Origin of the sequence: Gimesia aquarii, from assembly GCF_007748195.1 — a bacterium.
GTDB lineage: Bacteria > Planctomycetota > Planctomycetia > Planctomycetales > Planctomycetaceae > Gimesia > Gimesia aquarii.
In genome coordinates this window covers 545,310-559,326 of sequence record NZ_CP037920.1, presented here as the reverse complement: position 1 = coordinate 559,326, position 14,017 = coordinate 545,310, and the positions used below count along the sequence as shown (strand labels likewise).

The window sequence follows — 14,017 nt, the reverse complement described above, 5'->3', positions numbered from 1 at the left end:
ATTTAGATTACAAGATCAAGTTACGAACTAAATAGCAAATTTAAATAGTTTCAGATAAACCGCGTAGATCGCCTTGAGGTCTGAATCTGATCAAAGTAGCCTGATGAAAGAAGGGCTTTCGTGAGTTTAAGAATGCCCACTTATTTTTAAATGCAGGAGCAACTCAATGAAGAATTCCAGTTTTGTCAATCGCGAACTGATCTACACAACATTTATTGTGCTGGTCGTCAGTGGTTTGGCAGCATGGGCCGCCAGTAGCAAAACTGTTCCCGAAGCCGAATTTGCAAAGTCAACCGTCGACTTCGGAATTGTGGTGAGCGACCTCGACAAGTCGCTTAACTTTTACAAGAACGCACTCGGGTTAAAAGAGCGAGAGCCATTTAAGGTCACAGCAGAGATGGGCGGCGATTCAGGACTTTCTGACAACCTGCCATTCAAGGTTTATCCACTAGTACTTGAGAATGACAGTACGGCGACTAATGTGAAGCTCATGCAGTTCAAAGGAACTCCTTCGAAGAAGACCGATAATTCTTTTATCCATTCTTCCTTAGGCGTGAGCTACCTGACAATCTATGTCAAAGACACCACAGCGGCATTAGAACGGGCCAAAGCCTATGGAGTAAAGCCCATCGCTAAAGGCCCGCTTGAACTACCCGCTGGATTTCCCAAAGGCATTTATCTGACACTCTTGCGTGATCCGGATGGAAATTTGATCGAACTTGTCGGTCCGAAGAAGTAAACAGAAAACAATTTTTACATCGAAGTTGACTCATGATGACACTCGCTGAGTGTCATCATTTTTTTGTATTCATGCCATACTTCTTCATTTTGTTATAGAGAGTCACACGGCTGATTCCCAAGGTCTTGGCGGTATTAGTGCGGCTGTAATTGTTTTTAAAGAGTGCTTGCTCGATCAACTCTTTTTCTGTAACTGCCACCTGATCCCCTAACCGATCTGAATCATTTTGTTTATGACTGATGACCACAGAAGGATCATTGGTAGGTCCAATTTGTCCCATCAGAATATGGGAAGGCAGATTCTCTTTTCGTAATATACCTTCACGGCAGTAAATAACCGCTCTGCGAATCACGTTCTCCAGTTCTCGAACATTGCCAGGCCAAGGATAGGCGTGTAAGGCTTCCATGAATTCATCATCGATTCGATCAATCACAATATTATGCTTGGTTGCCATGTCTCGTACAAAACCATGGGCAAGTGTCACAATGTCAGCCTTGCGGCGTCTTAAAGGAAGGACATCAAACTTTAACATGTTCAATCGGTAATAAAGATCCGGGCGAAACTTACCTTGTTCGACCAGTGGTTGAAGATCCATGTTACTTGCAACCACAAGCCGTGCCTTATTGATATGTGTTTTGTTTGACCCAATCGGCTCGAACTCGCCTGTTTCGATCACACGTAACAGCTTGACCTGTTGTTCTGGTCCCAAGACGTCAATTTCATCAAGCAGAATCGTTCCGCGTCCTGCAGCAAGAAATTTTCCGTCTTTGTCCGCGTGAGCACTAGTAAACGCCCCCCGTACATGACCAAACAATTCACTTTCGATCAAATCATTGGGCAGCGCACCGCAGGCCACGTTCAAAAAGGGCTCATTCCGCCGTGGAGAAACTTCATGAACCAGACGAGAAAGATGAGTTTTACCCGCCCCGGTTTCGCCTATCAGTAACACAGTCACATCATGTTGTGCTGCAATCTCCAGTTCATTCAGCATGATTTTCATTTCATGTGAATTCGTTTCGAACTGACCAGAGATGCCATCCTGGAGAGCCGGATTCGTCATCTCATGTGAAACCTGTGAACTGGTAACATCATGCATAGAATTCTGTGCAAAAGAGTCATGAGAAGGCATTTTTCTCTCTGAATTCCCTCCATGCAGGGAATTCATTGTGACAGACTCAGATGCAACGACTTCTTCTTCCGGACTCAGACAGGAATCAATCTCTAACAATAATTCCGCTTCACTGGCAAAACCTTTGATATGTTGAATATTGGTGCAGGCTGCTCGTCGCTCCAGAATTTCAGGACACTCTTCTTCCGTCAGCATGATGATTTCAGCTTCGGGAACCATTTTCTGGATCATCTCCAGGCTTTGATCTTCCTGATGCCCCCCAGAGGCGAGGAACCGCAAGTCGACTAAGATAAATTCGATCGCCTGTTCGCGGCAGTGACCATTACAGTCTTCTAACGAACTACAGATGACTAAATGGAACGCTTTCTTGAAATGGGACAGTATTTGTTGTTGAAGAGTTGAGTCTTGTGTCACCAGAATCAATGTGGGAAGTTCCATAATGGCTCTCTCTAATTCAATATTCAAAGTGGGTTCAGTCAATGGAGGCGTGTGTCTTCAGTCATGTCATCAAGAAAGTCTGTATCGTGGTCTCGCTTGACGAAGTGCTTCTGTTTTTAAACAAATTGAGTGCCAACACGTTAAGGAAACATGACGAACAACTTCTAAGTCTTTTCATTCGAATGTTTTACGAAAGAGTCATTTTTTTCGAGCACTAGGATTCAGATGAAAACGATGTGGTAAAAAAACATCATACGTGGCCCCTGTTGAAAAAAATCAACGTCGTTCCGTCACTTCATTTGATGATTCGTTAAGATGCCTGCATACTCCGTAAAAATCTAAGAGTGTATGCTATTGGATGAAGATTTCAGGATTGTTAAACTTAATAAACAGACAAACCTGAGAGGGAATTTTGAATCGAGAGGAAAGTAAAGTGGCAACCTTTGCAGTAATACTAGCAGCAGCCGGCAAAAGCACGCGGTTTCAATCGAAGGGGGCTGAGATTCTCGGTACGGGACCTCAAAAGAAACCGTTTATGGATCTGAAAGGTCGCGCTGTCTGGACCCGTTCGGCTGAGATCTTCTCGAATCGAGAAGATGTTAAGCAGTTGATCATCACGGTCGCTGAAGAAGATATCGAGTGGTTCAAACAAAAGTTTCGTCCCAATTTGGCGTTCATGGATATTGAAATCGTACCTGGTGGTAAGGAGCGTGCTGACTCCGTGCAGAATGCATTGGCGCGTGTTAAAACAGACATCGATTATGTTGCAATCCATGATGCAGCACGCCCCTTAATTACTGATAAGTGGGTCAGTGAACTCTTTACAGCCGTTGAAAATTCGGATGCCGTCATTCCCGCCATCCGAATTTCCAGCACTTTGAAGCGGGTGGGAAAGGATCGACGAATTCAAGAGACGGTCGACCGCACCGATCTCTGGGCGGCTCAAACACCGCAAGTTTTCAAGCGTCAGCTGTTATTAGACGCCTATGCCCAAGCGGGAGAGATGCAACCGACAGATGAAGCCCAACTCATCGAAAACATGGGGCACTCGGTGACGATTGTCGAAGGCTCCCCCCTCAATCAAAAAATTACTACGGCTGCTGATTTCCGGATGGCCGAAGCGCTTTTAAATGCGTTACCAAAACCGAAGGGGATCCGGGCGTTACACCCCTTTGCCGATGAAGAACCTCGGGGAATTTTGTAATCACCATCGTGAAAAGTAATGATCGCCGCCAGCGAAATGCCGATCATTGCGCGAGTATTCACTCAAAAAAACAGGCAAATCTCTACTAATCGCTCACTTTGGTAAGCAGTCTGAAATTGGGGCCGATGATATGCCCTGCCCTGACTACGCAATTTTACCCAGCGCGGGTCATCTGATTTTTTTGTACCGAAATCGAATCATTGCATGTTTTTTTATTGGATACGTTGTTGCAATGGGATACGGTGATTGAAAATACGACACGTTATTCTAAAGCATATCTGCTTTTCCGGACAAAACATTCTTTTCAGAGAAAAAGGACGCGCCCATGAATTCCCCCTCCGATGCAGCGGATACTCCTGAATCCGAAGCTGCCCCAAAAGCAAAAAAACAAATCAGCGCGAAACGTCGTCTCATTTCCTGGGCATTTATTGGGGTTTTGCTTGTCGTGGTTTTGATTGAATGGCGTGCCAAGTCCTCACAGGCGGGGACGTTCAAAAATATGCAGTCAGCAATGGACAAAGCGGGTGATGTGGGAGAATTTCCTTTTGCAGAATTAGAATCGATCAAGCAGGGATCTCCGTCTGAAGAAATCGATGAATCGGGAGCACTCTTACGCTTACATCATTATCGTTGGAATGGTCTTTTCAAAGTATATCATCTGCGTTTACTTGTAGATAAGGATGAAAAGGTGATCGCCTTTGATGGACTGGCAGGAGGCGAACCCGTAGGCGGCATCCCCCGAATCTCTAAAGAGAGAATGGAAAATTTTCTTAAAAAAGAAAAAGCAGCAAATGGCGGAACCCCAGTTGAAACGGAAAGTGTTGAAGTCGTTGAGGAAGCGCCTGCTGAGACAAAAAAGCAATAGTTGATGTCTATCTTTAGAATGATTGAAATTCAACGGCTATTAAAAAAGCCCGGAATCAAACCAGATCCCGGGCTTTCGTTTATTCTGATAAGATGATTACTCGTCCGTCACACAACCTTCGGAAGCGGACTTCACATTTTTGATATATTTATAGAGTGTACCCCGGGTGTATTTGAAGGGAGGCGCCGTCCATGCCTGGCGACGCTCTTCCAATTCCGCATCGGTAAGATCCACATTCAGTAAATTATTTTCCGCATCAATGGTGATCTTATCACCCGTTTTGACGAGGGCAATCGGCCCCCCTTCCTGTGCTTCCGGCGTGATGTGACCCACTATGAATCCATGTGAACCGCCTGAAAAACGGCCGTCGGTTAATAAAGCGACGTCTTTCCCCAGACCGGCGCCCATAATGGCAGAAGTCGGCGTTAACATCTCAGGCATGCCCGGCCCCCCTTTGGGACCTTCGTAGCGAATGACGATGACATCGCCTTTTTGAATTTTGTTTTCTTCCAATGCTTTCAGCATGTCTTCTTCAGAATCGAAAACATTCGCAGTCCCTTCAAAGACCAGACCTTCTTTTCCAGTGATCTTAGCAACCGCGCCAGTGGGAGCGAGATTTCCCTTCAAAATCTGGAGATGGCCCGACGGTTTGATAGGATTTTCTAACGTATGGATAATATCCTGTCCCTCTTTCAAACCAGGTAGTTCTGCCAGGTTTTCGGCTAGTGTTTTACCAGTGACAGTCATGCAGTCCCCGTTGATCATGCCTTTTTCTAACAGATATTTCATGACAGCAGGCGTACCACCGATTTCCTGCAAGTCGGCCATGACATACTTACCACTTGGTTTAAAGTCGGCTAATAAGGGAGTGCGATCACTGACTGACTGAATATCATCAATTGTTAATTCCACATCGACAGAACGAGCAATCGCCAGCATGTGCAACACGGCATTCGTAGACCCCCCCAACGCAACGATGAGCACCAATGCATTTTCAAATGCATCGCGTGTCATAATATCGCGCGGTTTTAAATCGAGTTCCAGTAGTGTTCTGATGGCAGCACCGGCTCGAACACATTCGTCTAATTTGTCGGGATGTTCTGCGGGAATCGAAGAACTGTAAGGAAGTGACATTCCCAGAGCTTCAATCGCAGATGACATCGTGTTTGCCGTATACATCCCGCCGCAGGCACCCGCGCCAGGACAACTTTTCTGTACAATCTGCTTGCGCGTGTCATCAGTGATCGTACCGGCCAGATATTCGCCATAGGATTGGAAGGCAGAAACAATATCCAACTTTTCATTGTTCAAACAACCAGGAGCAATCGTTCCACCATAAACCATGATTGAAGGACGATTGAAGCGTCCCATGGCAATGATACAACCGGGCATGTTTTTGTCACAGCCGGGGAGTGATATGTTCGCATCATACCATTGGGCGCACGTCACAGTCTCAATGCTGTCGGCAATTAAATCACGCGATTGCAGCGAATACGACATGCCGTCGGTGCCCATGGAAATGCCATCGCTGACACCAATTGTGTTGAACCGGAGCCCTACCAGGTCTGCGGCTTCGACTCCTTCTTTCACTTTGGCGGCCAGTTTATTGAGATGCATGTTGCAGGAATTTCCTTCGTACCAGACACTGGAAATTCCGACTTGCGCTTTATTCATATCTGCTTCGCTCATGCCGGTGGCATACAACATGGCTTGAGAGGCCCCTTGAGAACGGGGCTGAGTGATACGAGAACTATATCGGTTTAAAATGGGCTGGGAATCGGATGACATCGACGTTCTTCCTCTATTATGTTTACGTTTGTAGTCTTACGTGATTGAGAAATTGATGATTGACCGCTCTGATTCAGATTCGGCATTAATCGTTTCAAGCAGGTTATTCCAACAGGAGCTTCACTCTATGCGCCACACGTTCGACACGTGGCATGACCTGTGGTTGATAAATTTCCTGATATGCTTTTTCTTCGCGGTGATTTTTCCAGGCCTGTTCGTCCTCCCAATGTTCTACGAGTACGAAGGTGGCTGGTTCTTCAGAGTAATAGACATCAAACCGCAGGCAACCCGGCTCGGTACGGGATAAACGACAGGCTTCAGTAAGCAACCCCTGAATCTCTTCAGCATCAGAGGCTTCCTTCACTGTAAGAATGACATTGAGACAAAACATGGTCGTTCTCTGGATTTCAATAAGGATTAAGTTCAATTGGGACAAAATGAGAAGCCCGGTTTGTGACTCCCACTTGTTCTAATACAGTAACACTCCGCCAGCAGAAGTGACAGTAAAGCAGGATTCTTAAACGTAAGGGAACGGTAATTCTCTCGAATCTGCCGAGGATACTGGTTGGGCTAAACTATTCATAAGAACATATTTTGCAGCCAGTATCAGCAATGGAAAGCAGGACGTTTTATAACACACAATGTGAGAGAGTTTATCGATATCGTAAAATGCACGGTTTACTCGTCAAAAAGAGAGCCAAAATCCTCAAATACAGTCCACACTTGGATGACGGGCCACTTTTCACCTGTTATCATTTAGACCATGCAAAGAGGCGAATAGATGACAGAATCCTGATGTATGCTGTGATTATATGCCTCTTTTGATTTACAAAAAAGGGAGTGTCAGTTGAGTAAAGCAGAAACAGTGGATTGGTTGGATTGGAAGAGACTTCCGTTGTTAACACGCTACGACTCGGAAGCGTCGTTGATCCAAATGTGTGATCGACTACTTGAAGAAGCAGCTCAACAGGCGGACGCAAGTCACTACATCCAGCAATTTCTACCTCAGTTGGCAACAGAATTATCCTGCCAGTGGTGTACCCTGATTGAACGAACTCCGGAATGGGAAACGCGATTCGAATTTGGTCGGAATACCGCAGGAGGCTTTCCCGCTGCTCTGTGTAATGAAGCATTGGACCGCGGAGCAGGCGGCTTATGTGCAGATGAAAAACGCGACGACTGGTCATTTCTGGCAGCGCCTCTCGGAGATCTATGCCCGGGAACCATTCTCTTAGTCGGTGGTCGCGACTTAACGGCTGATTCGCTCAGTAATGTGATCGTTGTCGCGCGGGTATTAGGTTATGCACTCTCGATCGTCGAGAAGCGGGAAAAGAATCTGAGACGCATCAGTCGATTAGAGACCACATTACATATTGCTTCCAGCTTTTCCTCAGCACGTGAAACTCAACCGTTATTAGAGCTGATTGCCAAAGAAGCCACACGACTCCTTGAATGTGAGAGATCGAGTATTTTCATCTGGGATCAGGAACACAAACAGGTTGTCGCATGCCCCGCATTGGGAGTGGAAGGAAATACGCTCCGTTTGCCTGATGATGTCGGGATCGTCGGAGATGTAATTCGCACTGGTAAGACCATTCGCGTCGATGATGCCTACAACGATTCGCGGTTCGACCCCAGTGTCGATAAGTCAAGTGGCTTTCGAACACATAACCTGTTGTGTGTTCCCCTGCGAAATAACGTCGGTGAAATGATCGGCGCGTTCGAAGTCATGAACAAAGAAAAAGGGAAGGCAGACTTTAATGACGATGATGCCCAAAGCCTCGAAGAACTGGGGGTGCAGGCCGCGACAGCGCTTGAAAACACACGCGAACTCGAACAGCTTTCCCGTAGTCGTGATCAACTGACCGAACAAGTCAAACAAAAAGTGCAAGTGATTGGCAAAAGTTCTGCGATCACGGCTCTGCGATCAACCATTGAACGCCTGGCGGGTACGGACTTGCCGGTTTTGATTCTGGGTGAGAGTGGTACGGGAAAAGAAGTCGTCAGCCAATCGTTGCACTATCAGGGACCGCGGGCCAATACTCCTTTCGTTGCGGTAAACTGTGCGGCATTAACAGAAACCTTGCTCGAAAGCGAATTGTTCGGACACGAAAAAGGGGCCTTCACCGATGCCCACGAAACCCGTGCCGGCAAATTTGAACTTGCAGAAGGAGGCACACTCTTCCTCGATGAAATTGGGGACATGAGTCTGGGCGGACAGGCAAAACTGTTACGCGTGCTTGAACAGAAAGTGATTACCCGTGTGGGAGGCTCGGAAACGATTCCCATCAACGTGCGTGTAGTGGCGGCAACAAATGCGAAGCTGGCTGACGCGGTTCATGATAAAAAATTTCGTGAAGACCTTTATTATCGTTTGAGTGTTGTCACGCTCGATCTGCCTCCCTTAAGAGAGCGTCCCGAAGATGTGATCTTATTAGCAGAATTCTTTCTTGCTCAGTTTTGCGAACAAGCCAACCGACGGGTGCTCAAGTTCTCAGCTGAAGCTAAAAAACGCCTGCAGGCACATCTCTGGCCCGGTAATGTGCGCGAGCTTCGTAATTTAATGGAGCGGGTCGCGTTCCTGTGTGCCAGTGATCGTGTGGAGGTAGAAGACCTGGCGTTTATCCTCAGTCCTTCCCGTGATTCGGTTGTGGATATGTCATCCGATTTGAGCCTGAAAGAGGCTTCGCGCCGCTTTCAGCAGGAATACATCCGCCGTACGATTAAACGCGTGGGAGGCAACATGAGCGAAACCGCTAAATGCCTGGGCCTGCATCGTTCGAACCTGTACCGAAAAATGGGACAACTGGGGATGCATGAAGCAAACGATGCACAGGAAATTGATGACTGATTTGAATGGATCAATTTCTACGTACCGTGTGCCACACTTCGGCTTGTTATTTGGATCGAGAATACTGAGTAAGATTCACAGATAAAGTAAGCGGCTCGGCGCTAGCCGCCGGTTTTACATATCTATAGCGCGTCCAATTTAACCATAGCGGGTTCAATGCGATGATACGAGGTCCAAACAGTCCTGGAGATGCTACAATAAACCTGGATATAGACTACTAGTAGTTAAAATTGGTAGTTGATGGCTAGCGCTATTCCACAAAAGAAACTGTTTCGTTCAAATTACCGAGGGCTAGCGCCCTGTCGCTCACAGGAACGTCATATTTAAATACCCCCCTAACGACTCAGAGTAATACTACCACGAAAAACACCAAAGGCACGAAATGTAGCGAAGCCCTTGATAACACAACTGATTTACAGAAGAGGCGGGCTGAATTCTTAAGCTGTAAAAAAAGAGGGCTCATATAGGGAGCCCTCCTGGAAATTTACTGTAAGTAGTTTTGGGAATCGAGTTATTCACCCCGCAAGCGTTTGCCTAGTTTGGCGATCTCCGCTCCGAGTTCTTTGCGGGCTGCTCCCAGACCTTCGGGTGTCAGGTTACCTGCTTTGAGATAGTCGAGCACAATGTCTTCGGCTTTCATTAACTCCTTGCAGGCGTCGGCGATTTCAGAAGCGATTTCGCTGGGAATCGTCGTAACTCCATTCAGGTCGCCATGCAGCAAGTCACCGGGATAGATGGGAATCCCCCCTACAGTCACTGGAACATTCACCTGGAGCGTGTGACAGTAGCCGTGGGCACAATTGGTGCCGTTCGTGAACGCGGGAAAGTTCAGTGCTTCTACCTGATCCAGGTCGCGGCCTGCTCCTGAAGTGATAATCCCTTTCGCGCCATAAGCTTTATAGGTAGAGCACATCACTTCGCCAAAGGTGGCAGACGCTGTAGGCTCATCGATATCCTGATACACGACCACAGGAGCGCCCGGCAGTGATTCGAAGGCAGCAACCTGGGCATCGAGACCAGAATAAACATCGCCACTACGCGGAGGAGCCATACTGCGAAACGTGGAAGTCAGGGCATAGCCAACCATGGGTGGCATCTTGGGAAAACAGGCTTTGATGGTATCATTCATATAACCTGTGTTGCGGGGTCGAATGTTCCAGAGCTCGATCACATTACAGACGGTGGGAGTATCATACTTGGCGAGTTCTTCAAGAGCGGCAGAGGAGAGACCTTCGGTGGTGGACATGAATTTCTTTCTGTTCAAGTTAAATTTTAGTGTTGGGGTTCATCAAAAACGGAGGACAAATTGTGTTGTGCATCGAATGGCAGTTCGAAAGGACCGGAAATAATTTCCAGATCATCCCGCTGGTTGATTTCTTCCAGAAACGTTTCACTAACGACAACTTCGCTTAACTCGAGTGTGTCATAAATCTGCACGATTCGACTGTTTTCAGGTGTGGTAAGCCCGATGGTCTGTAACGCCGCTTCAATGGCTTCCCGGTCGGTTTCGTAGGCCAGCGGAATCATAGCCGATGTAGGGTGACTACCAGTATTAGCGTTTATCTTAGTGATTTTCCAGTCAACACTATCTACGGTTCGCTGAGTCGTAAATTCCGCTAATCCAATTCCTAACGCATTGCCGTGTGTTTCGGCGGTAAGGCTGCGCACCATAATGCGTTTCACGGCGACATTGTCATGCTCGGTTGCTGCATGATCATTGTACTTCCGACCAACGACACAGGCATCCATGCCGGACCCACTGATGTTTTTCCCAATCCGATCTACAATCAGAAGATCTGTCTGTGTGAAAGGTAGCCGCGGCAGCCAATCTTTTGCGATCGTCAACAACGCTTTTTCTCGCTCATAAAACTGTCCCGGTGAAATGGCTTCGATCAAACCGGTTTCATCATAAGAGTTTTCTACGATGGCCAGGCCACCGGCAATCGAACATTTTTCCAGAACTGACTTTCCCACCGCTTTGATGATTTCCTCAAAGCTGATATCTTCAATCGCACGATGATAGATTTTGGCACCCTCATGTTTTCCGAGACCAATGAGCATCATCTTATGCAGACCCGATTCGATATCGCCAACAAACCGCGTGTGTGGCTTCACACGCCCACATATTAAAACGTGATCTGCTTCATAAGCGTGCTTATCAAAATGGACGGGGATACCGTGGGATGTGGTGTCGACAACCACCGTCTCCATTGATGAGCGAATCTCAACCCCCATCTCTTCTTCGGTAATACCGTATCCTGCTAAAACTCCTGCCTGCCCTTCGGCGGTTCCACCGCCGTGACTTCCCATGGCAGGTACAATAAAAGGTACCGCCTCTATTGATTTCAGGTGTTCGATCGTGGTTTTGATAATCAAAGCGATATTCGCGATGCCACGACTCCCCACTGTGATGGCAATAGTCTCTCCTGGTTTAACCACTTCCCCTAAATTGATTTTGGCCAGCTCTGCGTTGACTGCCTCGGCTACATTCTCTATTCGTGAAGACTGGAAGTTTTGGCGAACTCGGTAAAATTTGGGAAGCTCAGTAGTCATGTTTCCTGCTCTGATCTTTTAAAAGTCATTGCCATTTCGCGTTCAGGATCTCAATCCCTGCGAATTATGAAGAGTTGGTTATTGTACGAAATCAAAGTGTGTTTACGCTACATAGGAGAGCAATCGCTGATAAGATTCTTTTGAATCACTCAAATACAATGATTTATCGCCCGGCTGAATTATGTATCTCCGTGTATATCAAAGAGAAACGTCTTGTTCTAAAGCGGCAATTTCGATACCTTAAAGATTCTGATTTTCAAAGAATGAACAGCAATTCGAAGCTGGAAGTCGAACCTTGTTACTGCAGGGAAGCAGGTATGAGAAAAAATTTTGAACGGATCATTTTTGCCGTCTCTGTATGTGTGCTCGTAGGTGTGCTTTTTATTCAGGGCATGCTCTATTTAAGGAGTCTCGGTTTTTCAGAAGAACCCACACTCCTCTCTGTTGCCGTTGAGCAACCAACGGCTGAAGATCCCCAAGTTTTGCTTGAGGAACCAGTTGTTAAAAAAATCAATTTGAGATCGACTGAAAATGATCCGAAATCAGTTGAAGAAAATCTGATTCCTGTGGAACTGGCCTTAGCAGAATCCAGTCCCTTCAATGAAGAGCCTGATGAGTCAAACTCCGAGGGTCCTGTCTTGAAGTTACCGCATGCTGATGAAACCAGACAGCCCCTTAATCTGGAAGCACAAAAACCAGAGTTTCCCGCGTTATTGAAACCCACACCGGCATTTCCCCAAACACCCGGTCCTTTGATGCCCCCTCTCAATGCAGAGCCGTTACAGGATTCAAAAAAACCGTCCGATTCCAGAGATGATCAGATTACACGTTCGATTATCAATGAGCATCTGCCTCATGCTTCTAAAGAGGAATTAGAAATCTGGTTCGAAGAACTTCAAGGGGTACCCCACAAAGTTGCTTCGGACATGCTTTCTATTCGTAAGATGTTACAACCCAAAAGTGTGATGCACATCCCTGAAGAAAAAGGGCATCCGTCTCTTCCAGGTCTTACAACTGACTCAACTCAGCAACCTGTCTCTTCACCCAAAACGACGTCCCCAGATCAAAGTGGTTTTATCGGCTTTTCTTCCAAGGCAGATCACGATGAACTAACACAACGTTTAAAGCCAACCGTGGATGCACTGCGATTATCGCGTGATGTGATTGTGAATAATATTGCCAATGCAGGAACCGTTGGCTTCAAACGCTCCTATGTCGAGTTTGAATCTTTGCCCTATGAGTATCTTGAGACACCCGCCAGTGAGGAATCAAAAACAGAACCCCCAATTGCAGTTGGAATGGGAAGTCATGTTTTGCAAACCCGTATCTCACAAACTAAAGGTGAGCTGATCAAAACGGGACGCGCGCTGGATCTTGCTATCGAAGGCAAAGGCTTTCTGCAAGTGAAACTGGCAGGAAAGACCGCCTTTACGAGGTCTGGCCGCTTGACACTCGATCAACAAGGCAGACTCTGTTTAGATGGTTCGCAAAGGACGTATTCTATTGTCCCGGAAATTCAAGTGCCGAATAACGCTTATTCCATTCAGATCTCCGATTCGGGTGTTGTGACGGTAATGGTCCCTATCCCTGAGAAGCGCGAAGGAAAAGAGCAAACCGTTGGTCAACTTTCGATTGTCTGCTTTACCGATCAAAGTGAACTCGTTCCCAGAGAATCCTGCCTGTTTGAAGCGACCCCCCGTTCTGGTGCACCGCGTGTTCTCACACCAGGTACGAAAGGAGCGGGTCTGATTCGTGCGGGAGTCTTGGAAGCATCTAATGTTTCTATTAGCGAAGAGCTGGAAGCGTTATCACAAATCAAACAACGTCTGGACGCGTTAAAAGCAGTCTATTTGACAGAGCCCAATGAGCCGGTTCAGGCTGACCTGGGCTTACCGGCTGAACGTATCGCCCAGCCTGGAGCTAAACGACTCCAGAGAGAGAACCGACCGGTCTTTAAGTAAATGATGTATTTAGTGCACTTAAGAAAAAAGTGCTTTTAGTGCATTGTGTCGGTGATAAAAACCCTCGTCAAACAGATCCAGCAGCTTAGTTTCGGTAATCAGGAATCCAAGCAGACCGCTCGGTGGTTCGAACTCCAGTCGATCAATGACCGTCACCTCGTTCTCTCCATTAGCGACAACATGATGTTCGTGGACGTAATGCTTGAGTGGCCCGGAAATCTGTTTCTCGGTATATAACTCTGGCGACTCAAACTTGATGATTTCGTGCGTCCCTTCCTGCACTTTTCCGAAGCCCTGGATTTTGAACTCCAGAATAGCACCTTGATATAATTTGTCCGGTTTGTTGGTAAACGACAAACCAGTATCGGGCGGACTGATCTTGAGAATGTTATCGGTATCGATCAGGAATTCAAAAATTTGTTCGGGAGTCCCCGTTAACTGAACGCTGGCTTCAAAGTTCGCCATAGTGTGTCTCTTTCGACATTTGCC

General features: G+C 46.8%; 11 protein-coding genes. 5 read left to right on the top strand and 6 right to left on the bottom strand.

What is annotated here, in order from left to right; translation table 11 throughout:
• The first annotated feature begins 166 nt into the window (after nt 1-166).
• Nucleotides 167-739 carry a VOC family protein gene (locus V144x_RS02270; RefSeq protein ID WP_144980786.1) on the top strand — a complete coding sequence of 191 codons (573 nt, stop codon included), beginning with the start codon at nt 167-169 and terminating at the stop codon, nt 737-739.
• A 55-nt stretch (nt 740-794) separates the two neighbouring features.
• Here V144x_RS02270 and V144x_RS02265 read toward each other — a convergent pair whose 3' ends face one another.
• A complete protein-coding gene (locus tag V144x_RS02265; RefSeq protein WP_144980783.1) occupies nt 795-2,306 on the bottom strand; it encodes a sigma-54 dependent transcriptional regulator in 1,512 nt (503 codons plus the stop codon).
• 433 nt (nt 2,307-2,739) lie between these two features.
• On the opposite strand from V144x_RS02265, the gene ispD reads away from it, so the two are divergent.
• Nucleotides 2,740-3,510, top strand: coding sequence for a 2-C-methyl-D-erythritol 4-phosphate cytidylyltransferase (gene ispD / locus V144x_RS02260; RefSeq protein ID WP_144980780.1), 771 nt, complete (start codon nt 2,740-2,742; stop codon nt 3,508-3,510).
• Between the two features lie 325 nt (nt 3,511-3,835).
• Complete coding sequence (locus V144x_RS02255; protein WP_144980777.1) at nt 3,836-4,375, top strand: hypothetical protein; 540 nt, start codon at nt 3,836-3,838, stop codon at nt 4,373-4,375.
• A gap of 96 nt (nt 4,376-4,471) precedes the next feature.
• On the opposite strand, the gene ilvD is transcribed toward V144x_RS02255, so the two are convergent.
• Nucleotides 4,472-6,163 (bottom strand): dihydroxy-acid dehydratase, encoded by a 1,692-nt coding sequence (ilvD, locus tag V144x_RS02250; protein WP_144980774.1) that lies wholly within the window; start codon nt 6,161-6,163, stop codon nt 4,472-4,474.
• 103 nt (nt 6,164-6,266) lie between these two features.
• Nucleotides 6,267-6,554 (bottom strand): putative quinol monooxygenase, encoded by a 288-nt coding sequence (locus V144x_RS02245; RefSeq protein ID WP_144980771.1) that lies wholly within the window; start codon nt 6,552-6,554, stop codon nt 6,267-6,269.
• Between the two features lie 456 nt (nt 6,555-7,010).
• Between V144x_RS02245 and V144x_RS02240 the strand changes: the two genes are divergently transcribed.
• A complete protein-coding gene (locus V144x_RS02240; RefSeq protein WP_144980769.1) occupies nt 7,011-9,014 on the top strand; it encodes a sigma-54-dependent Fis family transcriptional regulator in 2,004 nt (667 codons plus the stop codon).
• Between the two features lie 511 nt (nt 9,015-9,525).
• On the opposite strand, the gene V144x_RS02235 is transcribed toward V144x_RS02240, so the two are convergent.
• A complete protein-coding gene (locus tag V144x_RS02235; protein ID WP_144980766.1) occupies nt 9,526-10,260 on the bottom strand; it encodes an RraA family protein in 735 nt (244 codons plus the stop codon).
• 26 nt (nt 10,261-10,286) lie between these two features.
• Nucleotides 10,287-11,567, bottom strand: a complete 1,281-nt coding sequence (locus V144x_RS02230; protein WP_144980763.1) for a lactate racemase domain-containing protein — start codon at nt 11,565-11,567, stop codon at nt 10,287-10,289.
• Between the two features lie 317 nt (nt 11,568-11,884).
• Here V144x_RS02230 and V144x_RS02225 point away from each other — a divergent pair, with 317 nt between their 5' ends.
• Nucleotides 11,885-13,528, top strand: coding sequence for a flagellar hook-basal body protein (locus V144x_RS02225; RefSeq protein WP_197998724.1), 1,644 nt, complete (start codon nt 11,885-11,887; stop codon nt 13,526-13,528).
• Between the two features lie 18 nt (nt 13,529-13,546).
• Here V144x_RS02225 and V144x_RS02220 read toward each other — a convergent pair whose 3' ends face one another.
• Entirely contained in the window at nt 13,547-13,993 is a 447-nt protein-coding gene (locus tag V144x_RS02220) for an SRPBCC family protein (protein ID WP_144980757.1), read from the bottom strand.
• Nucleotides 13,994-14,017 lie beyond the last annotated feature (24 nt).

Excerpts from the sequence above, each read along its gene's own strand:
- V144x_RS02270 (WP_144980786.1), top strand. The coding sequence starts at position 167 with ATGAAGAATTCCAGTTTTGTCAATCGCGAACTGATCTACACAACATTT.
- V144x_RS02265 (WP_144980783.1), bottom strand. The coding sequence starts at position 2,306 with ATGGAACTTCCCACATTGATTCTGGTGACACAAGACTCAACTCTTCAA.
- V144x_RS02255 (WP_144980777.1), top strand. The coding sequence starts at position 3,836 with ATGAATTCCCCCTCCGATGCAGCGGATACTCCTGAATCCGAAGCTGCC.
- ilvD (WP_144980774.1), bottom strand. The coding sequence starts at position 6,163 with ATGTCATCCGATTCCCAGCCCATTTTAAACCGATATAGTTCTCGTATC.
- V144x_RS02245 (WP_144980771.1), bottom strand. The coding sequence starts at position 6,554 with ATGTTTTGTCTCAATGTCATTCTTACAGTGAAGGAAGCCTCTGATGCT.
- V144x_RS02235 (WP_144980766.1), bottom strand. The coding sequence starts at position 10,260 with ATGTCCACCACCGAAGGTCTCTCCTCTGCCGCTCTTGAAGAACTCGCC.
- V144x_RS02230 (WP_144980763.1), bottom strand. The coding sequence starts at position 11,567 with ATGACTACTGAGCTTCCCAAATTTTACCGAGTTCGCCAAAACTTCCAG.
- V144x_RS02225 (WP_197998724.1), top strand. The coding sequence starts at position 11,885 with ATGAGAAAAAATTTTGAACGGATCATTTTTGCCGTCTCTGTATGTGTG.
- V144x_RS02220 (WP_144980757.1), bottom strand. The coding sequence starts at position 13,993 with ATGGCGAACTTTGAAGCCAGCGTTCAGTTAACGGGGACTCCCGAACAA.